The 23,568-nt window shown below is 61.4% G+C and carries 16 protein-coding genes; 6 read left to right on the top strand and 10 right to left on the bottom strand.

The features are described 5' to 3' along the window. The first annotated feature begins 254 nt into the window (after nucleotides 1-254). Entirely contained in the window at nucleotides 255-2,990 is a 2,736-nt protein-coding gene (locus IEW17_RS12735) for a S8/S53 family peptidase (RefSeq protein WP_188562430.1), read from the top strand. Between the two features lie 77 nt (nucleotides 2,991-3,067). Here IEW17_RS12735 and IEW17_RS12730 read toward each other — a convergent pair whose 3' ends face one another. Then, nucleotides 3,068-8,746 carry an alpha-2-macroglobulin family protein gene (locus tag IEW17_RS12730; protein ID WP_188562429.1) on the bottom strand — a complete coding sequence of 1,893 codons (5,679 nt, stop codon included), beginning with the start codon at nucleotides 8,744-8,746 and terminating at the stop codon, nucleotides 3,068-3,070. 374 nt (nucleotides 8,747-9,120) lie between these two features. On the opposite strand from IEW17_RS12730, the gene IEW17_RS12725 reads away from it, so the two are divergent. Beyond that, nucleotides 9,121-10,254: a sensor histidine kinase gene (locus IEW17_RS12725; protein WP_188562428.1), complete on the top strand. Its 1,134-nt coding sequence runs from the start codon at nucleotides 9,121-9,123 to the stop codon at nucleotides 10,252-10,254. A 40-nt stretch (nucleotides 10,255-10,294) separates the two neighbouring features. On the opposite strand, the gene IEW17_RS20945 is transcribed toward IEW17_RS12725, so the two are convergent. Then, complete coding sequence (locus IEW17_RS20945; RefSeq protein ID WP_229748983.1) at nucleotides 10,295-10,441, bottom strand: hypothetical protein; 147 nt, start codon at nucleotides 10,439-10,441, stop codon at nucleotides 10,295-10,297. Between IEW17_RS20945 and IEW17_RS12720 the strand changes: the two genes are divergently transcribed. The 3 genes from IEW17_RS12720 (at nucleotide 10,440) to IEW17_RS12710 (ending at nucleotide 14,594) form a co-directional block, all read left to right on the top strand. Continuing rightward, nucleotides 10,440-11,345, top strand: a complete 906-nt coding sequence (locus IEW17_RS12720; RefSeq protein ID WP_188562427.1) for a LysR family transcriptional regulator — start codon at nucleotides 10,440-10,442, stop codon at nucleotides 11,343-11,345. The genes IEW17_RS20945 and IEW17_RS12720 overlap by 2 nt on opposite strands. A 63-nt stretch (nucleotides 11,346-11,408) precedes the next feature. Beyond that, nucleotides 11,409-12,611: a threonine synthase gene (locus IEW17_RS12715; protein WP_188562426.1), complete on the top strand. Its 1,203-nt coding sequence runs from the start codon at nucleotides 11,409-11,411 to the stop codon at nucleotides 12,609-12,611. A gap of 135 nt (nucleotides 12,612-12,746) precedes the next feature. Continuing rightward, nucleotides 12,747-14,594 carry a polysaccharide deacetylase family protein gene (locus IEW17_RS12710; protein WP_188562425.1) on the top strand — a complete coding sequence of 616 codons (1,848 nt, stop codon included), beginning with the start codon at nucleotides 12,747-12,749 and terminating at the stop codon, nucleotides 14,592-14,594. 15 nt (nucleotides 14,595-14,609) lie between these two features. Here the strand turns inward: IEW17_RS12710 and IEW17_RS12705 are convergent, their stop codons facing one another. The 6 genes from IEW17_RS12705 to IEW17_RS12680 form a co-directional block, all read right to left on the bottom strand. Continuing rightward, nucleotides 14,610-15,659, bottom strand: a complete 1,050-nt coding sequence (locus IEW17_RS12705; RefSeq protein WP_188562424.1) for an alkane 1-monooxygenase — start codon at nucleotides 15,657-15,659, stop codon at nucleotides 14,610-14,612. Between the two features lie 100 nt (nucleotides 15,660-15,759). After that, the gene (locus IEW17_RS12700) at nucleotides 15,760-16,032 is read right to left on the bottom strand and encodes a DUF167 domain-containing protein (protein ID WP_188562423.1); all 273 of its coding nucleotides are present in this window, start codon (nucleotides 16,030-16,032) and stop codon (nucleotides 15,760-15,762) included. A gap of 16 nt (nucleotides 16,033-16,048) precedes the next feature. Further along, nucleotides 16,049-16,795 carry an endonuclease III domain-containing protein gene (locus IEW17_RS12695; RefSeq protein ID WP_188562422.1) on the bottom strand — a complete coding sequence of 249 codons (747 nt, stop codon included), beginning with the start codon at nucleotides 16,793-16,795 and terminating at the stop codon, nucleotides 16,049-16,051. A 148-nt stretch (nucleotides 16,796-16,943) separates the two neighbouring features. Continuing rightward, nucleotides 16,944-17,924, bottom strand: coding sequence for a hypothetical protein (locus IEW17_RS12690; RefSeq protein WP_188562421.1), 981 nt, complete (start codon nucleotides 17,922-17,924; stop codon nucleotides 16,944-16,946). Between the two features lie 211 nt (nucleotides 17,925-18,135). After that, nucleotides 18,136-18,543 (bottom strand): response regulator, encoded by a 408-nt coding sequence (locus tag IEW17_RS12685; protein ID WP_188562420.1) that lies wholly within the window; start codon nucleotides 18,541-18,543, stop codon nucleotides 18,136-18,138. Between the two features lie 105 nt (nucleotides 18,544-18,648). After that, on the bottom strand, nucleotides 18,649-20,139 hold the full coding sequence (locus IEW17_RS12680) for a sensor histidine kinase (protein WP_188562419.1): 1,491 nt from the start codon (nucleotides 20,137-20,139) through the stop codon (nucleotides 18,649-18,651). An 82-nt stretch (nucleotides 20,140-20,221) separates the two neighbouring features. On the opposite strand from IEW17_RS12680, the gene IEW17_RS12675 reads away from it, so the two are divergent. Continuing rightward, complete coding sequence (locus IEW17_RS12675) at nucleotides 20,222-21,043, top strand: TrmH family RNA methyltransferase (protein ID WP_188562418.1); 822 nt, start codon at nucleotides 20,222-20,224, stop codon at nucleotides 21,041-21,043. A 34-nt stretch (nucleotides 21,044-21,077) separates the two neighbouring features. On the opposite strand, the gene IEW17_RS12670 is transcribed toward IEW17_RS12675, so the two are convergent. Both IEW17_RS12670 and IEW17_RS12665 read right to left on the bottom strand, forming a co-directional pair. Then, complete coding sequence (locus IEW17_RS12670; RefSeq protein ID WP_188562417.1) at nucleotides 21,078-22,868, bottom strand: hypothetical protein; 1,791 nt, start codon at nucleotides 22,866-22,868, stop codon at nucleotides 21,078-21,080. Between the two features lie 90 nt (nucleotides 22,869-22,958). Further along, entirely contained in the window at nucleotides 22,959-23,477 is a 519-nt protein-coding gene (locus tag IEW17_RS12665) for a DUF6630 family protein (RefSeq protein ID WP_188562416.1), read from the bottom strand. Nucleotides 23,478-23,568 lie beyond the last annotated feature (91 nt).

Raw genomic sequence — 23,568 nt, 5'->3', positions numbered from 1 at the left:
TACTTATTTCTAATGGTGTTAGAAATAAGTAATATTAATTTCAATAAATAGGTAGTTTTGATGAGAAAAAGGAATGTTTACATGCCTTAGGCTTAAAAAATTTGTGCTTTTCCCCGTAGTCAACCATTGTTGTCAATAAGACCTGCTGATTCGCAAATAAAATTCTTATTAACAGTTGGTTTGTCAATTGTAATGTTCAGCTTATTTATTCTGCTACCATTTTTTCACCTTTTACCATTTTTTTCACTCACTGCATGAAAAGCAAATTATTCGCAACGCTCGTTCTCGTTGGCCTCAAGGCCGGCACTGCCTACGGGCAGGCAACCGTGGACCCGGACCTGCAGGCGGCCCTGGCTGTCAACCCGACCGCACAAGTAATTGTAACTTTCAACGGCAGTGGTGCCCCGCAAGCTTCAGCGCTGAGTTTGCTTCAGCAGCTGGGCATCACCACCGGCATCACGATGCAAGCGTTGCCCATTGCCGGAGTAATCGCCACGGCGGCTCAGGTCGACGCTTTGGCCCAGAACCCGGCCGTACGCTCACTCTACATCAACAAACAGCTTGATTATAACAACTACGACGATACGAACCTGACGGGCGTGAAGCGCCTGCGCCTCGACGCGCAAACGACCGCCCGCAACGGCGGCACCCCGGTTTCCGGCCGTGGCATTGGCGTGCTCATCAACGACAGCGGCGTGGACGGCACCCACGACGACATTAAGCTGGGCACGCACCTGGTGCAGAACACGCTGGGCTCGACCAACCTGAACTCGAAGAATTCCATGCTGCCGGTGTCGTACATCGAAGGCGTGCCGAATACGGACACCAACTCGGGCCACGGCACGCACTGCGCCGGCACGGTGGGCGGCAACGGGGCACGGTCGGCCGGGAAGTACGAGGGCGTAGCGCCCGGTGCTTCGCTGCTGGGCTACGGCTCGGGCGGCGCACTGCTGGTGCTCGATGCCATCGGCGGCTTCGATTACGCCCTGACGCACCAGTTTCAGTACAACATCCGGGTCATCAGCAACTCGTTTGGCAGCACGGGCAAGTTCAATGTGAACAGCCCGATTAACGTAGCCACCAAAAGATGCTACGACCGTGGTATGGTGATTGTGTTTGCCGCTGGCAACTCCGGCCCCGGGGCCGATACGCACAACCCGTACGCCATTGCGCCCTGGACCATTTCGGTGGGCGCCGGCGACCGCAACGGCCGCTTGGCCGGTTTCTCCTCGCGCGGCGTGAAGGGTGAGCAGGGCACGTTTGTGGTGGATGGCGAAACCTGGACCTTTAAGAACGAGCCCGTTATCGTTGCCCCCGGCGTAGATGTGGTGTCGACCCGCGCCGTGGCACCGGTATCCTCGTTGGGTGCCCAGCAGGACGCGGCGGTGCTCACGCCCGGCGAAGTGCCTTTCTACACGCACAGCAGCGGTACTTCCATGGCCTGTCCGCACGTGGCTGGTGTGGTGGCCCTGATTTTGGAAGCCAAGCCGAGCCTGAACCCAGCTCAGGTGAAGGAGCTGCTGATGAAGACCGCCACCAATATGCCCGGCTTAGAATCGTGGGAAGTGGGCGCAGGTTACGTGAACGCCTTTGCCGCCGTGGACCAGGCTTTTCGCTCTTCGCAATTTGGCACGTCCGTGAACGCGGCCCGCACCTTCAACAGCAGCGTGAACTCGCTGGCGACTGACATCCCGTTTACCATCAACTTCGACCCGGCTCTGACGGCCAACAACCAGCGCACTTTCGCGGTGGGCGCGGGGACTAACAGCCTGCAGGTGAAAATTTCCTCGCCCGGCCTGCTCGGCGAAACCGGCAACCTCACCAACCTTGTGCTACTTGACCCCGCCGGTAAGCGCTACAATTCGGGCACGCCTCTTACGTTCACTCTGAGCACCGACCGTAGCGTGGCCGTGACCTCGCCTGTGGTGGGCACTTGGACGGTGCGCGTAGAAGGTGTACGCGGCGTGGCCCTGCCTGAAACGGTGAACGGCAAAATCACCCTGCAGTCGCCGGCCGGCACCACCAATCTGGCCGACATCGTGGGCCACCCCGCCGAAGCCGCTATCAAACTGGCTGTCACCGAGCGCCTCGTCGATGGCCTGAGCAAAGGCTTCGTGCCCGATGCCAACCTCACCCGCCTGCAGCTGGCCAATTACCTGCTCATGGGCCAGGGAATCCGCCAATTTCTGCCCACTACAGGCGCCCGCACCTTCTCCGATGTGTCGAGCTTGACCGACATCCTGCTCACCGAGTCGGTGGCCGCCCGCGGAGCCGCGCAACGCGACCGGTTCCACCAGTTCAATGGCGTGATGCTGCCCGCCGCTGGTGGCACCTTCGAACCCAACGGCGGCGTGAACCGCGCTGCCTTGGCCTACTCGCTGGTGCAAAGCCTCGGTTTTCAGCAGCAGGCCCTGGCCCGCAACGGCAAGGCCGTGACTGTGAAAGTAAACGAACAAACCATTCCGGTCGACGACGCTGCCACCATTCCCGCCGGCCTGGAAGGCTACGTAAGCGTGGCCCTCGACCTGAACCTCATCAACGTTTTCTTCAGCCTCACGCAGGGTCCCTACGACCTGCAGCCTGTGCTGCACGCCACGTTCAAGCCCGCGCAGAGCGTTACCCGCGCCGATTTTGCGGTCATCGTTACCCGCACTTTTGACCAGTACAACGCCCTGACGCAGCCCTCCGCGGCCCGCACCGCCACGGCTGCTACCAGCCCCGCAGATGTGCTGGCCACCGCCGAAACCGTTGCCTACCCCAACCCTTTCAGCGGCAGCACTACCTTGAGCTACTACCTGAACCAGGAAGGCCCCGTGAGCGTGGAGGTGTACAACACCCTCGGCCGCAAGGTGCAAACCCTGGTGGCGGGCACGGAGAGTGCCGGCCAGCATCAGGTAAAATTCGACGCTGGCAAGCTGGCCAGTGGCACCTACTTACTCAAGGTGAAAACTGGCGAGTTGGTATCTACCAAGCGTGTGGTGCTGCAATAGACAATAGGGTTTATGTTGACTGAAAAGGGCCTGCTCAACCGAGCAGGCCCTTTTTTTGCAGGTTTTGCGCGTGCCGATTACCGCACGCGCACCACGCCGGCCCCGTTGTAGGAATGGTAGTCAGCGTTGTACATCGCATCCGCATTCACCGGGCCGAGTTTGAAGGTGCCCTTCGACACGGCGCGGCAGAGGTAGTAGAATGCCTTTGGCTTGCCCGTGGCCGTGGTGAAGAGGTTAATCCGGTCGTCGCGCACGTCCAGGTAATCGGGCGTGGCGGCATCTTTGGCCCAGCTTAATTCGCGCAACGCGCCGATGCGCGGGTTCTCGATTTCCAGCCCCGCCGGCAGCAGGTCGGTGATGGCCACGTTCTTGATTTCGCCGGCCGCGTCGGCGGCTTCCAGCGTAATCTTCACCACCACCAAATCGTTCTGGCGGAAGGTGGGCGTGCCCAGCGCCACGCCGTCGCGGGTCAGGAACTGGCGGCGCACTTTCAGGTAGGCGTCTTCCTCCTTCACCTGGCCGCTGGCCGAGATGCCCTCGGTTTCCCAGAAGTAGTAGAGGCTGCCCTTGCCGGCGCTGCGGATGCTCACGTTGCGGTTGGCTAAGTTGCGCAGCGTCAGGTCTTTGCCATCGAAATTTCCGGCCGGTTTGCCGTCGAGCATGAGCGTGGCCGTGGCGGTGCTTTTGGCGTTTTGGCGGGCTATTTTGCCGAGGGCCAGCAGGCCGAAGGCGCGCTCCTGCGTGCTGAGCCAGCCAGCGGATTTCATCTGGCGGCTGAGCTGGCGGGCGATGATGGGGATTTGCGGGTTGTTGGGGTCGGTGCTGACGAGGGCGTTGAGCACGAGGCCTTCGTCGCGGATGGGGGAGTAGAACGAGCCGTCGAGGGCGCGCTTGGCGGCGGTTTCGCCCCCGAATTTGGCGGGCAGCAGCTCGCGGAAGGCGCGCTGGTTGCCGAGCAAACTCTGGGTGCAGGCGAGGAGGAAGCGTGAGTCCTGGGCCAGCTGCGGCAGGTTGGCGCGGTAGTAGTTCAGGGCCACGGCATCCTGGCGGCCGGCCAGGGCGAGGACGTAGAGCGAGTAGGCGATTTCCTTTTTGGCGATGACGCGCTGGCGGGCTAGGTTGTTCACGTCGAAGTACTGGTAGGGCTCGGTCTCGCGCTTTTTGAGGCGGAAGGCCAGGTACTTCAGCGTCTTGTCGAGGACCGATTTATTCACCGCGAAGCCAGCCTGCTGGGCTTCCTGCAGGAAATGGGCAGCGTAGGCGGTGGCCCACCAGTTGTCGTAGTCGCCGCCCGGCCAGTAGCTCAGGCTGCCGTTATAGAGCTGCATCGCCTCAATCTTGCGGATGGCTTCCTGCACGTGGTAGTTCGGGTTGTAGCGCTGGGCCTTCGGGCCGGCCCCGGATTTCTGCTGCAAAGTGGCCGCCAAATCGGCATAATAAAGCTGCGGGAAGGCGGCCGACACGGTTTGCTCCAGGCAGCCGTAGGGGTATTGCAGCAGGTAGCGCAAATCCTTGCTGAACTCCGTGAGCGGCGAGCGGCTCACGACCAGCCGACTGCTGCGCGAGGCGGGCAGGAAATCGGTGGTCAGGTTGAGTGGGAGCGTGGCCCCGCCGGCTAACACGCCGCTGCCCGTGCGCTTTTCGAGCGAGGAAGCGGGGCGAATTGGGAGTTCGGTAGTTTCGGTGAAAAGCCTATTTGGTTCGATACGTTTTTCTACCGCCAATTTTCTTCCTGAGTTCGCAGGATTGATGCTGCTGTTCTCAAGTAGGATACTGGCGTCAATTAATATAGCGTCAACTCTTATTATCGCATCACCAATTGACTTTGCATAAACGTTGGTAATTACTACGCTGTGCTCCTTATTTGGGGGAAGTGTTACCTCTTTAAAATCAATGTCCTCTGCATAATTAGGAGATTTCACAGCAACTGTTTTGAATATCTTGCCTGTCTTGCCGTATGGGAATGTGACGTTGAATTTCGAAACAGACACTGGTTTCCTTTCTATTCCTTTGGATTTGAAGAGTACCCTAACTCTAAGAGTTTTATTCGTTGTATTCGTCAGCGTCACCGGCACGTCAATCGTGTCGCCAGGGCTCATAAATCGCGGCAACGCCGTGGAAATCACCACCGGGTCGGCCACCTTCATCGTGAACTCGGCCGAGCCGAAGGCATCGTCTTTGTAGGCCACGGCCATGATGCGGAGCGCCCCGCTGAACTGCGGCACGCGCACCCGGTAGCGCACTTTGCCGTCGCCATCGGCGGTGAGGACGCCGCTCCATTTCGATACCAGTTTCACGCGGCGGTTGGGTACGGGGTTGGTGCGGCGGCGCAGGTCGGCCGCGTCGCCGCCGCTGCTGCTGGTGCCCAGCTCGGGCAGCAGGAAGGGGTACACGTCGAAGGCCGATACCTCCAATGCTCGTTTCTGGTAGAAGTAGGCGTGCGGGTCGGGCGTCTGGTAGTTTTTGAGCTGGAGAATGCCCTCGTCCACCACGGCCAGGGTGAGCTGGGCGCGGGGGGCGGTGGTGATTTCCACGGTTTGCCAGGTCTGGGAGCGGCTGGTGGCGGGCGCGGCAATGGCCACGGCGAGGCGCGAATCGGCCTTTTCCACGGTCAGGGGCAGAAAGCCGCGGGCCACGGTGAGGGGCAGGCGGTCCTGGGCGGTGTGGGCGCGCACGGCGGTGGCGGTCACGTACACGTTGGGGACGTGACCGGCTTTGATGGGGATTTTGACCTCGGCCGCCTTGCCGTCGGTGGTCACGTAGAAATGGTCGAGCACGTTGGCCCGCTCCACCGTCACCAGAATGCGGCCGGTGAAGGGCGACTTGAGCAGCAGATTGGCCGTCTCGCCGGGCGCGTACTTGGGTTTGTCAGCCTCAATGGTCACCTCGCCCTCGTTGTTCACCTCGAAGGAATTGGCCTGGGTATCGCCGTAGCCGTAGGCGTAAAACCGTTGCGTGACGTAGCTGCTGGCCCCCGGCCGGCTCACGCGCACCTCGTATTCGCCCGAGTAGATGGGGGTGAAGCTGAAGCTGGTGGCAGCCCGCACGGAGCGGGTCTGGCTGAGAATGGTTTGCTCGCGCTGCTGTGAATTGTAAACGTAGCGGCCGCCCTGGCGCTCCAGTACGGTTTCCCAGAGCAGGCGCACCACTTTTACTTCGGCCGGCGCGAGGGCCGGCTGGCCGTTTGGGGAGAGGGCCACCAGCTTCACCGTGAGGGGCTGTTTGGTGCTGATGAGGTCGGGCAGGTTGGCGATGCCGAACATCGTGGACTGGGTTTGCACGTCGAAGGTGGCGAGGCGGTTCACGGGCCGGCCGGTTTCGTCAAACACTGTGGCGAAGGCTACGCCTTCCAGCGTGCCGAGGTCGTGGTAGCCGGGCACGGTGTAGGCGGCGGTGCCGTGGCCGGCGGCGTCGGTGGTGCCTTCGCGCACGGTTTTCTCGAAACGGGCGGTGAGGGCGCTTTCGCTGCTGGCTTCGCCGTCCTCGTTGGTGCTGCGCCGCCGCTCGCCGCTGTTGATGGTGAAGCTGTAGCCGTCGTAGCCCTTGGGAGCGAAGGCTTTCTGCTTAAGCGAGAATTCGACCTCAAACTTGCGGTCGGCCGCGGGCGGGCCGAAGAGGTTCACAGCCGTGATGCTGGCCGTCACGTCCTGGCCGGGCCGGAGTACCGTGGGGGCGGCCGTCACAGTCACCTTCAGGCGGTCAGGGATGAATTCTTCGACGCTGATTTGGCGGGAGGTCAGCAGCACGTCGTTGCCGGTCAGCACCTCCATCGTGTAAAGGCCCGTCATGACGGTGGCCGGCAGAATAAAGCGGCTTTCGAAGCTGCCCGCCGCACTCAGTTTCTGCTGCAGGCTGCTGTATTCCTTGCCACTGGGCAGTAGCAGGCGGATTTTCATGGGCAGGCCGGACGGCGGGCTTTTCCAGTCCTCGGTGCGGATTACGGTGTTGGTCCGCACCGTGTCGCCGGGCCGGTACAGGTTGCGGTCGCCGTATAAAAACGCCTGATAGTGCGCGGCGTTCGACGTCAGCCCGCCCACCGCGAAGCGCGAGGTTTCGACCCGGCTTTTGGTCAAATCCAAGAAGGAGAAATCGGCATCCTTCACCGCCGTAATCATGCCCAGCTTGAAGCGCTTCATGCTCGCCGCCGAGTCGAACTGGGCCACGCCCGCCTTATCCGTTATGGTCGTGCCAATCACCTGGTTGGTAGAGCTCACCAGGTTCACCGTGACCCCGCTCAGCGGCTGCGCCGTGCGAATGGAATTGGCAAACACCACCGTGCCGCCCGTCGCGCCCTGCTTCACAATCAGCCCCAAATCCGTGACGGCCACCAGCTTGCTCACTTGCAGCCACTGGCGCTCGGTGTCCTGCACGCGCACCACGTACATTCCCTTCATCGGTCCCTGAAATTCTAGGTCTTTCAGGCTGAGATTGAGTAGGCGCAGCCCGGCCTCTTTGGGCAGCGCATCGACAGAAATCGTGCGCTCCGAAATAACGTTGCCAATACTCTCCGTGTCGTAATACTGAAAGCTGCGGTCAATGTAGTCGCCATTCTCGTCGGTGTTCGATTCGCGGGGTTCGTCCTCGTCGTATTCGGGGTAACCGTACTGCTTTTCGCCGCGCAGCAGTTGCTGAATGTTGTTGGCGTAGACCTTCGCAATAGTCACCTTCACCCTGGCTACTTCGTTGATTCGCAAACCCAGCTTCCGGTTCCCCAGCGCATCCAGGTACAGGGCCTTGTCGCTGCTGGTGAAGCTCAGGCTCGGCCGCTCATCACCGAAGGAAACGGCTTGGCTGAACGCCTCATTTAGCCGACCGCCCAACAGCCCATTCGTACCCGCCAGCAGGCTGATTTGATAGGTTTTGCCCACTTCGAACCCGCCGCGCAGGGTGAAGCCGCTCTCCAGCGCTTCTACCGAATAGGCCACGGCGGGCGTCACTTTCACGGTGGCCTGGGCACCGGCGGCACTGATGGGCTGGTTGAGCAGCACCGTCACCACGGGCTGGCCGTTGAGCAGGGAGCCGGTGAGCTCGCGCACTTCCAGAATGCTTTGGTCGGGCACCTGGGCCTGGGCGGTGAGGGGTTTTTCGGTGGCCCTGGTGCCGGTGGTCGGGCGCAGGCCGGGGGCAATATCAATTTGTATCGGGGAGCCCGGCCGCACGTCCTGCATGAAGGTGAAGGCGACCATTTGGTCCGGTTCGGCGGAGTTGATTTCCACGGCTACGGGCTTGCCATCCTGGGTCACGCGCAGGCGGGCTTTCACATCGGCAGGCCGCACGGGGTAGTTGAACACCAGGTTGGCCCGCAGTTCGGCCGTGCCCGCCGCCCGCTTCGAGCTGCCGTAGAACACCTGCGGCGCGCTCATGTCCAGGTACGGCGTGTGGAATTTGGCGCGGTTCAGCGCCAGCTTCTGCTTGCCGCTGGGTAAGGTTTCGGGCTGCAGATTGGCTGAAAAAACCGTGCTGGGCCGGAACGGTTCGAGCGGTGAGAACGTCAGTTCCCGGTCGCCCGTCCACTTGAACTTGCCCCGAATAGCCGGCGAAAAGGTTACGTAGCGCGTGGTGTCCCAGCGGTTTTGCTGGCCCTCATCCACCACCTTTTCATCGAAGGTGAAGACCAGATTGGAGTAGGGGTCGATTTCGTCGCCATCGGTAGTGGCAGCCGTTTCAGCAGCTTGCTCCCGGGCGGTTTTTTTGGAGCACGATGAAGCGGCCAGCAACAGAAAGAGCAGTGGCAGGAAGCGGAAACGAACCAGCATGGGAAGGGGAGGGGAAATGCGTCAGGAAGGTAATAATAAATACCGCCCATAGGACCGCGCTCGCCTTTTTGCCCACGCAAGCAGGGCCGCACCCCTACTTGCGTGAGCCGCGCCGAGGCGGTATTGGTTTGATTAGACTCGTCACGAAGTGGCACGCGAGACCGGTGTCGAGACGCCAAGGGTCGCGTCTTTACATCACCCACCGATTCTCGCATTCCACTTCGTTATGAGTACATCTGGTCTTGGCCCTCAGTTGAGAGATAGGACCCCGAGCCAAATGCCCACAATTCCGCTGCAGCCGTATGACGTAAACCAACGGTTATAATTGTCCGCACCGTTCTGTAAGTCAACAATCTGTAAGTCAAAAATCTTCAATGGCTGATTTTGCCGATTTCTTCTTGAACCAGGCGAAAGCCGACCCCCACGTCCAGTTCGTGTATGACCCCACGGTCCGCCGCGTCGTGTTCGTGAACGCCGCCTACGAGCGGGTGCTGTACGGTACCCGGAGCCAGGTGAATGAGGACTTGCCCGCCCTGCTTCAGCGGCTTCATCCCGACGACTTGGTGTACCTCGCGCACTATTGGGAGAAGTGGGTGCAGGGCCTGATGACCAACGAAGTGGAAGTGCGCCTGCAACACCCCGGCCAGCCCAACCAATGGTTCTGCTTTTCTCCCTATTACCAGCAGGACGCCGAAGGCCGCGTTTTGCTGGGCGGCACCCTGCGCGATATCAGCGTGATGAAGCGGTACCAGGGAAACGCCGACCTGTTCAACAGCCGCAAAAACGCCACGCTGGAAATTCTCTCGCACGACCTCAGCAGCTCCTTCATCATGGTGCAGCAAATCGCCGAGTTCCTGCACGAAGAGGTGGTGGCCCCGGCCGAAAGCCGCATTCCCGAGTTGCTGACTGTGCTCGAAACGACGAGCCGCGATAGCGTGAAGATGATTCGGGAGCTGATTAACCTCGAATTTCTCACTTCGGCCAATACCGACCTCAAGGTGAACCGGGTCGATGTCGGGGCCATCCTGCGCGTGCCGCTCGACCAGCTCCAGACCGGGCAGCGGCTACTGGGTAATCGCTTCACCTACTCGCTGCCCGCCGAGCCGATATACGCCAACCTCGACGTCAATAAATTCACCCAAGTCCTTATCAACCTGGTCAGTAATGCCTTCAAATTTACGCCCGACGAAGGCAAAGTAGCCGTGCACATCGAGCCGGGTCCGGGCTGCGTGCGCATTCACGTCGTCGACGATGGCGTGGGCATTCCGCTGGCCATGCAGCCGCATCTGTTCGAGCGTTTCACCAAGGCCCGGCGGCCGGGGCTGCGCGGCGAAGCCACCACTGGCTTGGGCCTGGCGCTGTGTAAAACCATTGTGGAGTGGCATCACGGCACTATTTCCGTTAACAGCGTCGAGGACGAAGGCAGCACTTTCACGGTAGAAATTCCGCGTTCCGAAGCCGTGAGCAGCCGCGTCCCGGTGGAGTTAGTCGAGGTCGAAGGGCAGTAAACCGAGTTGGGTGAAAGCGCAAAAGGTGCTGCACCAGCAGCTATTCGGCCCCGCGCCGGTCGAAGCGCCCGGACGTCGGTCTGGGCGCAGTCCCGGCTTTGCCCCCGCCGGGAAAGCAGCGGTTGCCAAAGGCCGCGTCGCGGGGCCGTAGCGGTACCATGGGCTTGCCGGGTGCATCTTTACGCATGCTTTCTCATCCGCACGAAGTCTTTCTGGAAGTGGCTCAGCGCCTGAGTTTCACCAAGGCCAGCCAGGCGCTGTTCATCAGCCAGTCGGCGGTGAGCAAGCAGGTGAAAGCCTTGGAAGAACGTTACAAGACCGGGTTATTTGAGCGCCTCGGGAGCAGCATTCAGCTCACGCCGGCGGGCCTGAAGCTTTATCATAAGATATTGCAGGCCAAGCAGCTGCAGCAGGAGTTGCACCAGGAGATGAGCGAGTTGAGCCCGGAGTTCACGCCCATCATGCACCTCGTGATTGGGGCCAGCACCACTATTTCGCTCTACGTGCTGCCACCGGTGGTATCGGCCTATCTGCGCCTGCACCCCAACCGCCAGCTCAGCCTCAAAAACCGCAACTCCGACAACATCCTACGCGCCCTGCTCGACCACGAAATCGAGCTGGGCATCATCGAAGGCATCCACAAAGTGAGCAACGTGACCTACACGCCCCTGCTCACCGATGATGTGGTGGCCGTGTGCGCCGCCCATAACCCACTTGAGCACCGTACCCTCGAAGTCCACGACCTGCTCACCACGCCGCTGGCCCTGCGCGAAGACGGCTCCGGCACCCTGGCCGTGCTCGAAGAAGCGTTGGCGCAGCACCGCATCAAGCTGGCCGCCCTGCCCGTGCGGGTGCGGCTGGGCGGCACCGAGGCCCTGAAAAACTTCGTGCGGGTTGATACTTGCCTGGCCTTTTTGCCTCGGCAGGCGGTGGTAAAAGAGCTGGCTTCAGGCGAGTTGGTCGAAGTGAAAATCAACAACTTTCCGCTCCAGCGCGAATTTAACTTTATCCAGCGCAAGGGCACCGAGAATAACGCGCCCTACAAGGATTTCCTGCAATTTACACGCCGCTATTATTCCGCAAAGGCATAGTCTATTCCAAATACCCATCCCAAATGGGCATGCCTTGGGTCGGTACATTCCGTACTTTGCCCCATGAAACTAGTCGCCTCCGATTCCCTTTCCCGACTGGCCGCCCTGCATTGCTCGTCCTGCGGCACCGAATACTCCGCCTACGACTTGCAGCGCGTTTCGGCCTGCTGCAGCCTGCCGCTGGTAGCCGATTACGACCTGCGCGAGCCGCTCAGCCGCGCGGTTATCGACCAGGCCGATACGTCGATGTGGCGCTACGGCGCGCTGCTGCCGCTGCTGCACGACGAAAACAAGGTAACCCTGGGCGAAGGCCTGACCCCGCTGCTGCGCTTGCCGCGCCTGGCCGCGCGCCATGAACTGTCCTCCCTTCTGCTGAAGGACGAAGGCCAAAATCCCACCGGTTCGTTTAAAGCGCGCGGTCTTAGCATGGCCGTTTCCAAAGCCAAAGAGCTGGGCGTCGATGGCTGCATCATTCCCACGGCTGGCAATGCGGGCGTGGCCATGGCCGCCTACTGTGCCCGCGCCGGCCTCAAAGCCGTGGTGGTGATGCCTCGGCACACGCCGCAGGCTTTTCAGGAAGAATGCCAATGGTACGGGGCCGAAGTCGAGCTCGTCGACGGCCTTATCAGCGACTGCGGGGCCCGCGTTCGCCAGCGCAACGCCGACGGGGCCCTGCTCGACATTTCGACCCTCAAGGAGCCCTACCGCCTCGAAGGCAAGAAAACCATGGGCTACGAAATTGCCGAACAGCTGAACTGGCAGCTGCCTGATGTGCTGCTGTACCCCGCCGGCGGCGGCACGGGCCTCATCGGCATCTGGAAAGCCTTTCAGGAAATGAAAGCCCTGGGCTGGCTCGCGCCCAATGTGAAATTGCCGCGCATGGTGGCCGTGCAGGCCGAAAATTGCTGCCCCCTCCTCGAAACCTACCTCGGCCACCAGCCCAACTGCCACGCCTACCAGGGCCGCGCCACCCTGGCCAACGGCTTGGCCGTGCCCCACCCGCTGGGCGAGGCCCTGATGCTGCGCGTGCTACGCGAGTCCAACGGCACGGTGGTGAGCGTGAGCGAAGAAGGCATGCTGGACGGCATGCGCGACCTCGGCCATCAGGAAGGCCTGTTCGTGGCCCCCGAAGGCGGCGCCGTGTGGACGGCCGCCCGCCAGCTCCTGGCCACCGGTTGGCTGCACGCCGATGAGAAGATTCTGCTCCTGAATACCGGCAACGGGCAGAAGTACATGGACAACGTGGCCGGCCGCGCCTGGAAGTAGAAGCGGTGTTTCATGTGTCATCCTGAGCGCAGCGAAGTACCTTATCGCATCTAAATGATTACATTCTGATGCGATAAGGTCCTTCGCTGCGCTCAGGATGACAGACGACCCCATGCCCGGCAATACCTTTGCCGCATGCGCATTCTCCACGTTTTATCGGCTGAATTCTTTGCGGGCTCCGTGGCCTATGCCGTGCACTTGGCTGAGGCGCACCGTGCCCAGGGCCACAGTGTCTGGCTGCTGTCCGACTCCGACCAGCTGCCCACCAGGGCCACCCAGATAAAAGCGCCCATCAGCGACCGCAGCTACCGGCAGCGGCTGCGCAATGGCCGGCTCATTCGCCAGGTAGTTCAGCGCGAGAACATTGATGTGGTGCACGCTCATTCGCGGGCGGCCAGTTGGGTGAGCTACTTTGCGTTGCGCGGCCTGCCCGTGGCCTTGGTCAGCACCGTACACGGCCGCCAGCACCTGCACACCTCAACTGCGTTGTTTGATGTTTACGGCGAAAAAGTCATTACCATTTGTGCCAACCTGCACGAGCACCTCGTGGGCGAAGTGAAAATGGTCGCCGCCAGAATCGAGGTGATTCCCAACGGCGTGAATTTTCTGCCGGATGCGGCCGCCAGCAAGCAGGACCTGAGCGAAGCTTCACACCTGCGCATCTCCTTCATCGGGCGGTTTAATGGGGGCAAAGGCGAACGGGCAGCCGCGCTGCTGCAGCACGTGTTTCCGGTGTTGCTGAAGGAGTTTCCGCCGCTGCGGCTGGCACTCGTCGGCGGGGAGCTGGAAGCTTTGCCCGCTGCGGGCAAAACGGCCTTGGCACAGCTGCAAGCTGACTTTGGCGCGCGTGTCGAAGTCGTGGGCTTTACCACTGACGTGCCCGCCTGGCTGGTGCGTACCAGCTTGGTCATCGGCGCGGGGCGCGTGGCTATCGAAGCGCTGGGCGCCGGCCGGCCGGTGCTGGCGCTGGGCGAAGCCAACTACGCCGGGCTGGTTTCGGAAGCAACTTTTGCAGCCGCCGCCGCTTCTAATTTCGGGGATATTTCGGCTGTGCTGGCTCCGTCGGAAGTTGATTTTACGACTTTGCTGGCCGATGCCCGGGCTTTTCTACAGGCTCCCCAGCCCGTCACGGCGGCCCTGCGGCAGCAGGTGCGGGCTCACTACGCGCTGCAGACGGTGGCAGCGCGGGTGCTGGAAACCTACCAGGCCGCGCGCATGCGTAAAGCCTCGCCAAACTTCATCCCGGTGCTGATGTACCATAAAATCCCGGATGCGACGCTGGCCACCAAACATCAGATTTACGTCACGAAAGAAAATTTCGCCAGACACCTCGCGTATTTTCAAAAGCAGAAATTGACGCCCATTACGTTCGCCGATTACCTGAATTTTGCCAGCGGTAAACTGCCACTAGCTGATTTTCCGCGCCGCCCGATTATCCTCACCTTCGACGACGGCTACACCGACAATTACACCAATCTGCTGCCGCTGATGCAGCAGTTCGGCTACCGGGGCGTGCTGTATTTGCTCGGCGATGCGGGTATTTGCTACAACAAATGGGACGCTGATTTCGACCCCGCCGAGCCGCGGTCCGACATCATGGACCTGGCCCAAAAGCACGCATTCGTAGCCGCAGGCTGGGAAATCGGCGCGCACACCATGAGTCATCCCAGGCTCACCACGCTGCCGCTGCCCGAAGCCGCCGCCGAAATTCAGCGCAGCAAAGCCGAGCTGGAAACTGCCCTGCAAACCGAGCTGGTCAGCTTCGCCTACCCGTATGGCGACCTCAACAACGCGGTGAAAACCGCTGTGCGCAACGCCGGTTTCACGTTCGGCGTGGCCACCGACAGCGGCGGCATGCACCTGGAAGACGACCGCATGCAGGTATTCCGAGTGAACATGTTTCCGAATGAGTCGGCGAGCAGCCTATTCAAGAAAACCTCAACTTGGTACCGGAAATACTACCGCTGGAAGCGTGGGAAATGAGCCAGTTGATAACTGCTAATTGACCGCCGCTGGCACTCGCGCATTCATCACCCGGAACCAGAGGGGAGGCACCGTGGCCAGCAGCATCATGCCGGGGTAGCCGGTGGGCATTTGGGGGCTGGCGGGCTGGTGGCGCAGGGTATGGTAGGGGCGGGCGGTCTGGTAATGGTGGTCGGAGTGACGCGTGAGCTCGTAGAGCAGAATGCGGCCCAGCGGGTGTTCCGAGTTCCAGGAGTGGTGGGGCTGCACCCGCTCGTAGTGGCCGGGGCTGGTTTGGCGGCGCAGCAGGCCGTAGTGCTCCACGTAGTTCACCAATTGAAACAGGACGTAACCCACCATTGCCGCGCCCAGCCAGGCCAGCAGGCCCGCCACCCCAAATACGGCTCCCACCGCACCCGCCAGCAGCCCCTGCACCACCTGAAACTGCAGCATCTGGTTGCCGGGCATAGCCCACGACTGGCCCTGGCGGCGCAGGCGTTCGGCTTCCAGCCGCCAGGCCGAGCGGTACTCGCCCAGTACGGCGCGGGGCAGAAAGTGCCAGAAGCTTTCGTGCAAGCGGGCCGTGACGGGGTCGAGGGGCGTAGCTACGTGCCGGTGGTGGCCCCGATTGTGCTCGATGAAAAAGTGCGAATACCAAGTGCTTATCAGCAGCGCCTGGGCCAGGCGCTGCTCCCAGCCGCGGGTGCGGTGGCCCAGCTCGTGCGCCACATTAATGCCCAGCGCCCCGCAGCAGATGCCCACGCTCAACACTGCCCCAATGGTTTCGGCGGGTGAGAAATCGCGGTTTTTCAGCGAGAAAAGAAAGAAAATCAGGAGCCCGTATTGTAGTGGTACGTTGGCGTAGAGCAAGCCATCGAAGAAGGCGTGGCGCTTGGTTTCGGTGGCGGCGGCCACGCCCGGCACGGTTGGTGCGAGGGGGCGCAGCCATTCTAAAAGCGGTACCAGCCCGAAGGCGTAGAGCAGTGTGAGCCAGGTCCAGGGTCCGCCCAACCACAACCCCACCGCCGCCGTGAGCGGTAGCGAATAAGCCAGCAGGTAGCGCAAATCGCGGAAAGAGGGGAGCATAACCAGTACGTACTAAGGGCGGAGCCACGTTGTAGTGGCGTTTTACTACGATAAATATAGCAAAATAATGCTATGGTCCATCGGCTGGCCCGATGCGGGCTCAGGCCAGCCGATGCCGGGCCAGCACCGCCGCAAGCTCATCGTCGTTGATATCCAGCAGGGCGAGTTTTTTGAACGGGGCCGTTTGGCCGCTTAGCAGCTCCACGCGGCTTTTGCTGGTGCCAAATACTTCGGCCAGGTAGGCGCGGAGTGCGGCGTTGGCTTTGCCGTCCTGAGCGGGGGCGTGCAGGCGCACGGTCACGGTACCGTCGGGACTCACGAGCAGCTGATTGGCACGGCTGCCGGGTTTGGCTTTGAGGTGTAGAATGGCCATGCCGGGGCAAAATACGTCAGGCGCTACGCTCCAGCCGCGCCTGGCCGAAGGGACACTGGTGGAGCACTATGCAGCGGCCACAGGCCGGCGAGCTGAAATAGCAGCACTTCTGGCCATGAAACATGAAAGCCTCGTGGTGGTCGTACACCTGCTGAGCGTCCCAACCGGGCGGCAGCAAAGCTTCCAGCAGCTTGTGCGCCGGTCCTTCACCCACCTTCGGGCCTATAAGGGCCAGGCGCTGGGCCACGCGGTGGTGGTGGCTGTCCACGGGCATGGCCGGGATGCGCAGCGTGCTGAACAGGAGCGTAGCCGCGCTGGTTTTGGGTCCCACACCGCTGATGCTTTCCAGCCAGGCGCGGGCCTCAGGCACGGGCATTTCGGCCAGGAAATCGAGGGCGCAGGGCGCATCGGTGCCGCAACGCTCACTTATTTCGCGCAGCACGGCCTGAATGCGCGGGGCTTTCTGCTCGGGCCAGGTGCAGGCCCGGATGGCGTGCTGCACCGCCTCGGTGGGCGCATCGCGCACGGCCTCCCAGGTGGGCAGCGTGGCACGCAGCTCCTGGTAGGCGCGGTGCGAGTCGGCGTTTTTGGTGCGGTGCGAAAGCAGGGCACTCACCAGCTCGCTCAACGGGTCTTTGGTGCTGAAAAAAGGAAATGGGGCACCGTACTCGGTACATAGCCGCTCGTGTACCAATAATGCTTTGGCCTGCCGGGTGGCGAAATCGATATCCGAAGCAGTGGGTACGGGGCTGGCAGGTTTCATCCGCTGCCTACGCGCAAATCCGGACCCGAGGTTGCCGCCAGCAAGTGCATTGGTCGTCAGTAGCAGCAAAAAAACACTGGCTGCCATTCCGCAATGATGCAGGATGACAGCCAGTGGACGCGCAATTAATCGGAAAGAAACGCCGGGTCTACCGGGCCGCGTTGTACAGCGAAATGGCTTGGCGCTGATTATTGGCCTGTTTGCCTTGCAGCACAATGGGCACGATGAGCACCGGAATAGCTGCGTACATCAGCGGCGATATTCTGGCGCCGTTTTCATTGGGGCGCAACGATTGCAGCAGGCCCGCCACCATCAGGCCGCCACCCACCACGTAGCTGGCCACGGTGGCCTGCTGGTAGCGCCGCGACTCCAACAGCAGCTGTTGGGCACCGGCATTGTCGCTGGTAGCCAGCATCAGGTTCTGGGTACTGAGATTTTGAATGGGGCCGTTATTTTTGGAAAAATATTCGGTTTTAATGGTGCGGTAGCCCCCGTATGGATAGCCGCCCATGCCGCCAAATCCGCCCATGCCGCCGTAGCCAAACCCGCCCATGCCCATGCCCATGCCGCCCGGCGTAGAGTTGTATTGCGAACTGGTGATGGAATACAGGCTGATGCGCCCGGTTTTGTCGCGCCGCAGGGTGCTCTCGCGGCTGGACCCGGGTAGCGTGGTGCGCACGTAGTGGCCCGATTCGTCCTCGTAAAACCCGACCTCGGCCATCTCAAACTTGCGCTGCCCATCAAGCAGCAGGTAGGAGCGGCCAAAGAGCGGCGTTTTCATCTCCACATCGGACGCGTTGTAGAGCAACCCGTTTTTCAGGCCCACCTGAAAGCGGGTGGGGCGCGAATTATTGCCGGGCAACTGGCCGGCTGGGGTAGGCGCGTAAACCGGGGCTGGGGAAGTCATGGGGCCTGGCTGCGGCGCAGTCACGGCGGCGCGGCGGGTGCTGTCGCGCGGGGCTACAGGCACGGTATCCAGCTGGCGCGGCGCGGGGGCGGCGCGGGGGCGCGGCGGGGGCGGCAGGGTAGGCGGCGCGCCGAGTTGGCGGGGGCCATCGTCCTGCGCCCACGCGGCTTGTCCGCCGAGCAGCACGGCAAAAATCGTTGGTAAAAGGACGGTATGTTTCATGATAGCGATGGTAGGAAAGACCTGTGCGGAGCAAGGTACCCAAGCTCCGGCAAATGCACCAACCCGTTGTTGGGTCGACCTATTCAGGCGGGCCGGAGGAAGCACAACGGAAAAACGAAAATCAGCGGGTGTAAATTCCGTCATCACCGGGTGAGCTTTGCGTGAACCGACCCCGGAACCCTGGCCAGTGGCCTGCCGGTGGCGGCCCTTGTTAGCGCAACAGCTTTTCGAGCAGGCTCAGGCTGTCGGAAAGGTCGCCGGTTTCGAAATCCAGCGGCTTGAGAATGTAGCCGCTCACGCCCAGGCTATCGGTAGCCAGCCGGTCCACATCCATGCTAGACGTGGTGGTGATAAACACCGGAATATCCGCAAACTCCGCACTGGCGCGCAGCTCGGTCAGGAATTCAATGCCGTTCATGCGGGGCATGTTCAGGTCGAGCAGGATAACCTCGGGCAGGGGGCGCAGGGCATCGGCGCCGTTGCGGCCCAGCAGCAAGTCGAGGGCTTCTTCGCCGTTGAAGGCCGTGTGCAGCTGATGGGGGATACTGAATTTGGCAAAGGATTTCTCCGTCGTCATCGTATCAAAAATATCGTCTTCGACCAGTAAAACAGAACGCATAGAATAAGTGGAATAGGAGCGGGGCCGGTGAGGGCCCGCCACGTAGGTGAAAAACTGTCCGGGGAAAGAGCTGCCATCCGTCAGATTGGTTGCCAACGGATGGATTTATTTTGGCCAAGTAAATATAAAGCCCGCGCCTTGGCCCTGGGCCGAGTCAACACGAATTGTGCCATGGTGCTCGTTAATGATTTTTTGCACGATGCTCAGGCCAATGCCGGTGCTTTCGGCCGTGTTCCGGTCACGCAGGGTTTGGAACAGCAGAAAAATTTTCTGGTGGTATTCCGGGGCAATGCCGGGGCCGTCGTCCTGCACCCGAAACTCGTAGTGCTGGCCTACTTCCTGGCAGGTTATCTCCAACTGGCCCGCGCCCCGGTGGTGGTACTTCACAGCATTGCTGAGCAGGTTGGTGAACACCTGCTGCAAGCCCAGCCGGTCGGTAACGAAGGTGGGCATGCCTGGGCCCACGCGTAGCGTAAAATCGGGCGGCACCACTAGGTCGGCTATCTCCTCCACCAACTGATTAATATTTACGTTTTCAGACGATTGGGCGGTGCGGCCCACCCGGGCATAGGCCAGCAAGCCGTTGATGAGGTCTTCGAGGCGGCTCAGGCGGCCTTTCATCTGGTCGAGGTAGGTGTGCATCTGGGGCGATAGCTCGGCCGCCAGCTCGTCCTCAATCCATTTCACAATGGTGGTCACGCCGCGCAGGGGCGCTTTGAGGTCGTGCGAGGCCACGTAGGCAAACTGGTCAAGCTCTTTGTTGCGCTTTTCGAGGGCGCTGAAGCTGGCGTCTAGGGTCTGGGTCATGCGGTTGAGCGAGATGGCCAGGCCTCCCAGGTTATCCTGGGCCGCGTCTGCGATTTTCACGGTGTAGTCGCCCTGCACCACCTGCTCGGCTAGGTCCCGAATTTGGGTAATGCGTCGGCTAACCTCGGCGTTGATATCGGCCAGCTCGTTTTGCAGGCGGCGGTTGTCGGCCAGCTCCTGCATGATTTTCATAACCAGCCACACCGTAATCAGCACGGCCAGCACGGCCGATACCAGCACCACGATGGGCGTAGCCTTCTCAAATACGTCCTGCAGGGCACTGCGCTGGGCCAGCAGGGCCATTTCGCTTTCCTTGGTGCGGTTGTAGAGGATGCGTACCTGCCGCAGCGTTTGGCGGTCAGTATCGAGCAGGGTTTGCATGGCCGACTGGCTCATGGACTTCTGGATTTCCGTGAGGGGGCGCAGAATGCGAAACTCCTGCTCCACCAGCATGCGCAACGAGTCGAGCCGGGCCTGTTGGCTGGAGTTGTCGCTGGTCAGGGCCTGGAGGCGGGCCAAGCTAGCGGGCAGTTGGTTCGTGGCCATGCTGTAGGGCCGCAGGTACACGGTGTCGCCCGTGAGCAGGTAGCCGCGGGTGCCGGCCTGGGCATCCTTTAGCACGGCCGTCACCGATTCTACTTCCTGCAGCACCTGGTAGGTGTGCTCCACTTTGGCGGTTTGCACGCTCAGGCCGCGAATGCTCCAGAACGAGGCTGCCGCGGTGAGCAGCAGGATGCCCACAGCCAGCGCGAAGCCCAGAATAATTTTAGTGTCGGTTTTTAAGGTCATTGGTTGCGAAGGTAATGGCCCGCCCTACGCCCGCGGCCGGGCCAGGGTTGGGGCCCAGCCTGCCGCCCGTATCTTCGCAGCCATGCTATTTGCCCCCTCCGACCGTCTCAGTAGCCCCCAAAATCCGCGCATCAAGCAGCTGCTGCGCCTCCAGCAAAAGTCCGCCGAGCGCCGTGCCCTAGGCCTCACCTTGGTCGAGGGCCTGCGCGAGCTCACCATCGCCGTGGAAGCCGGCGTGGCCGTGGCCACTCTCTACACCTGCCCCGAGCTGGCCGGCGAAACGGGTCTGGCCGATTTAACTGCCCTCTTTGCCGGCCGCCCCAATGCGCCGGAGTGGTTCGAGGTCACCCGCCCCGTCTTCGAAAAAGCGGCTTACCGCGAAGGCTCCGATGGCCTGCTGGCCGTGCTGCGTACCCCCGCCCGCACCCTGGCTGACCTGCGCCTGCCACTGAACCCGCTCATCATCGTGCTCGAAGCCGTGGAGAAGCCCGGCAACCTCGGGGCCATCCTCCGCACCGCCGACGCCGCCCCCGTCGATGCCGTGCTCATCGGCGACCCGCGCACTGATTTGTTCAACCCCAATGTTATTCGGGCCAGCATCGGCTGCGTATTCACGGTGCCCACGGTAGCCGCGCCGGTGGCCGATATCCTGGATTTTCTGAAGGAAAAAGGTATTCGTACCTACGCCGCCGCTCTTGCCCCCGAAGCTCGGCCCTACACCGAATATGACTTCCGCGGCCCCACCGCCCTGGTAATGGGCACCGAGGCCGATGGCCTGAGTCCCCAAATGCGCGAAGCCTGCGACGAAACCGTCATCATCCCCATGATGGGCCGCATCGACTCGCTCAACGTGAGCGTGGCCACGGCCGTGCTCACCTTCGAAGCCGTGCGCCAAAGGCAATAGAGGGTTTCAAGTCCGTGCTTTTACCCCTGCTCATCTACTGCCCAGGTGCCGTCTTTAGGCCTTGTTTGTCAGCGAAAGTAGCCGGGCTGTAGATAAGTAGTTGGTCGTATTCGTAAGCCAGGACGGCAGAGGGGCGCACCCAGGCCGGGAGGGTGCGGCCACGCATCAGCATGAAGTAGTCGGAAGGGAAGGTGGCCGGGTTTTCACCCACTAGCCGCACCGGCAGTAGCGGTTGCCGACGAACAATGGCCAGATGCCGGAGGTACAGATTGTAGCCGTTTAACCCGGTAAGTATCCGGCGGGGGCGCTGCGCCCGCAACCAGTGGTCAACGTGCAGGGCTTGATTTCGGAACGCCCGGTCAACCACCAGCGTATCGGCTTGGCGGGGCACGCGGTAGCCGGCGTAGGCTGTCAGTAACAGTCCCAGCCCTAGCCAGGCCAGCCGCCCGGTGAGGCGCACATGGCGCACTGCTGCTTCAAAAAGCAGTATGGCCAGCAGCAGCACAAAAAAGACGACGTAGTGCAGCGTGCGCGGTGGGGCAAACACCTGTTGGAGTATCATCAGGGGCAACGGGGTTAGGGTCGTCGTCCAGGCCAGGGCGGCTACGGGCCACCAGGCGGCCGGGGCCCAGCGGCGAATCAGCCACAAGCCGCCGCTGATGAGCAATAACAAGGCTGGTACCATCACCAGTTGGCTGCCGAGTAGCACTCCCACCGTGCCCCAGAGGTAATACGGCCCGAAATACGTCCAGAAGTGAGTGGCCGTCAGCCGCTCCACGTAGGGGTTCGCGAGCAGGGCCGACCAGCCCGAAAGCAAGCCGACGGGCAGGTATAAAAGTCCGGTCACGAGCAGGATTGCGCCGCCGCCCACCAGCCCATGCGCCGCCCGCCGCTTCCCGTGGGGCTGGCCGACCACCCCCGCCAGCAGGCCGAAACCCAGCCCAAGAAAGGGGTAAATGAAGGTGGGAATGAGGTAAAATCCCGCTACGCTCGCGGCTACTGCCACCGTCCAGGCCAGCCGGTGCAGGGCCGGACCCCGCCGCAGCACCAGCACCGCCAGAAACAGGGCGTATACGCAGGCCATCTGCAGACCGTAGCCGCGGGCGCCAATGCTGTACACTATCGTCTCCGGAGCCAGCTCCATAAAGCCCAGTGAAAAAGTAGCGACCCGAAACGAGATGAGGCGTGCCAGCATCGCATAGGCTATCCCCATGCCCACGAAGCCGAGCAGCAGCGAAGGCAGCCGCAGCAGCAATTCCGGATTGGCATTGGCTGGGGCCAGCCGTAGTAGGGTGCCGCCAATCAGGTTATACAGAATGTGATTGTTTGGCAGCGTGTAAAAACTGGCCGTCACGCGTGCACCCGGCCACACGAAATAGTCGCAGCTCACGGCCTCATCGGGGTTGAACGCGCTGTGCGTCTGAAACCAGCAGCGTACCCCCAGTATGAGCAGCAGGACTATCCCGGCAGTCCATTGCTCACCCCGGCCCAGGCGGTGCCAAAAACAATTCAACGCTAAGGCCACCAGCCTAATGTCCCGTCCGAGGTACCGAGCCTCCCGTCGGATACGCTGTCTGCCCAGCGCCACCAGGCCCCCTATCGCCCCGACCAGCGCCAAACCGATAGTGCCCCGCAATACCGCGTAGCGTGTCGCCGTATGCGCCAATCGGGGCAAGGCGAGCGGAGCAATGGCTGCCCAACCCTGCTGATTAGCGGCCTCCAACTCGGCCCGCATGGTCGCGTACGGCGTAAACGCATAGAGCCCTGCCAGGTAAAGTGCTGCCAGCAGAACGGTAGCGGTGAAAAGCAGCAGCAGATAGCGCATGGAATGGACCCAAATGAGCTCGGTAAACGATAACGCGCAAAGAGTGAAAGTCACCAGTGGTCGTTACCAACAGCATTGCGTGGTGGTTCCTCAGTACACCGTCACCCCGAAGCCCAGCTCCTTCGCCAGTTGGCGGGCCTGCTCGGCTTGTGCATCGGCCACCACGCTCAGCGGGTAAGAGTCGCTATCCAGCGTGAAGAGTACCAAAGCCAGGCCTTGGGCTTCCAGCGCATCCTGTAAATAATCGAGGACTTCGGGCCCCGTATTGCGGCGGCCGATGAATGCCGACTCATTTACCCCTGTGCGCTTCTGAATAGTCAATACCTCGTTAAGACCTTCCACCAGCATTTCGGATGGCTCCCGCATGCTGCTTTCCCAGGCTAAACCTTCGCTCGATAGTGCGTCGATGAGGGCAATATCGCGCAATTCCTGCGCGGGCAGTTCTGTCACGATATCACGCTGTTCCAGCTCATCAGCATAAAGGTCTTGCTCCTGATAAGCGATTGGGTCGCGCAGGGCCAGCGTAAGCCGCTCGCTCACGCGCTGGGTGGCATCAGCATCAGTTAGGGTAAATAGCTGCACGAAGCTGCTCAGAGTATCTTGATTCATCGGAATAAAAGTAAATCTCAGACACCGAGCCTGTTTAGGGTTTTTGGCGGCGGGCAGAGTGGGCAGCAAAAAGACTCCCAAAAAAGTCGGA

Origin of the sequence: Hymenobacter frigidus (genome assembly GCF_014640435.1) — a bacterium.
GTDB classification, from domain to species: domain Bacteria; phylum Bacteroidota; class Bacteroidia; order Cytophagales; family Hymenobacteraceae; genus Hymenobacter; species Hymenobacter frigidus.
This window is presented reverse-complemented; position numbering and strand designations above follow the sequence as displayed.

What these genes read in the sequence shown, in the direction of transcription:
- IEW17_RS12735 (WP_188562430.1), top strand. Translation starts at nt 255, where the DNA reads ATGAAAAGCAAATTATTCGCAACGCTCGTTCTCGTTGGCCTCAAGGCC.
- IEW17_RS12730 (WP_188562429.1), bottom strand. Translation starts at nt 8,746, where the DNA reads ATGCTGGTTCGTTTCCGCTTCCTGCCACTGCTCTTTCTGTTGCTGGCC.
- IEW17_RS12725 (WP_188562428.1), top strand. Translation starts at nt 9,121, where the DNA reads ATGGCTGATTTTGCCGATTTCTTCTTGAACCAGGCGAAAGCCGACCCC.
- IEW17_RS12720 (WP_188562427.1), top strand. Translation starts at nt 10,440, where the DNA reads ATGCTTTCTCATCCGCACGAAGTCTTTCTGGAAGTGGCTCAGCGCCTG.
- IEW17_RS20945 (WP_229748983.1), bottom strand. Translation starts at nt 10,441, where the DNA reads ATGCGTAAAGATGCACCCGGCAAGCCCATGGTACCGCTACGGCCCCGC.
- IEW17_RS12715 (WP_188562426.1), top strand. Translation starts at nt 11,409, where the DNA reads ATGAAACTAGTCGCCTCCGATTCCCTTTCCCGACTGGCCGCCCTGCAT.
- IEW17_RS12710 (WP_188562425.1), top strand. Translation starts at nt 12,747, where the DNA reads ATGCGCATTCTCCACGTTTTATCGGCTGAATTCTTTGCGGGCTCCGTG.
- IEW17_RS12705 (WP_188562424.1), bottom strand. Translation starts at nt 15,659, where the DNA reads ATGCTCCCCTCTTTCCGCGATTTGCGCTACCTGCTGGCTTATTCGCTA.
- IEW17_RS12700 (WP_188562423.1), bottom strand. Translation starts at nt 16,032, where the DNA reads ATGGCCATTCTACACCTCAAAGCCAAACCCGGCAGCCGTGCCAATCAG.
- IEW17_RS12695 (WP_188562422.1), bottom strand. Translation starts at nt 16,795, where the DNA reads ATGAAACCTGCCAGCCCCGTACCCACTGCTTCGGATATCGATTTCGCC.
- IEW17_RS12690 (WP_188562421.1), bottom strand. Translation starts at nt 17,924, where the DNA reads ATGAAACATACCGTCCTTTTACCAACGATTTTTGCCGTGCTGCTCGGC.
- IEW17_RS12685 (WP_188562420.1), bottom strand. Translation starts at nt 18,543, where the DNA reads ATGCGTTCTGTTTTACTGGTCGAAGACGATATTTTTGATACGATGACG.
- IEW17_RS12680 (WP_188562419.1), bottom strand. Translation starts at nt 20,139, where the DNA reads ATGACCTTAAAAACCGACACTAAAATTATTCTGGGCTTCGCGCTGGCT.
- IEW17_RS12675 (WP_188562418.1), top strand. Translation starts at nt 20,222, where the DNA reads ATGCTATTTGCCCCCTCCGACCGTCTCAGTAGCCCCCAAAATCCGCGC.
- IEW17_RS12670 (WP_188562417.1), bottom strand. Translation starts at nt 22,868, where the DNA reads ATGCGCTATCTGCTGCTGCTTTTCACCGCTACCGTTCTGCTGGCAGCA.
- IEW17_RS12665 (WP_188562416.1), bottom strand. Translation starts at nt 23,477, where the DNA reads ATGAATCAAGATACTCTGAGCAGCTTCGTGCAGCTATTTACCCTAACT.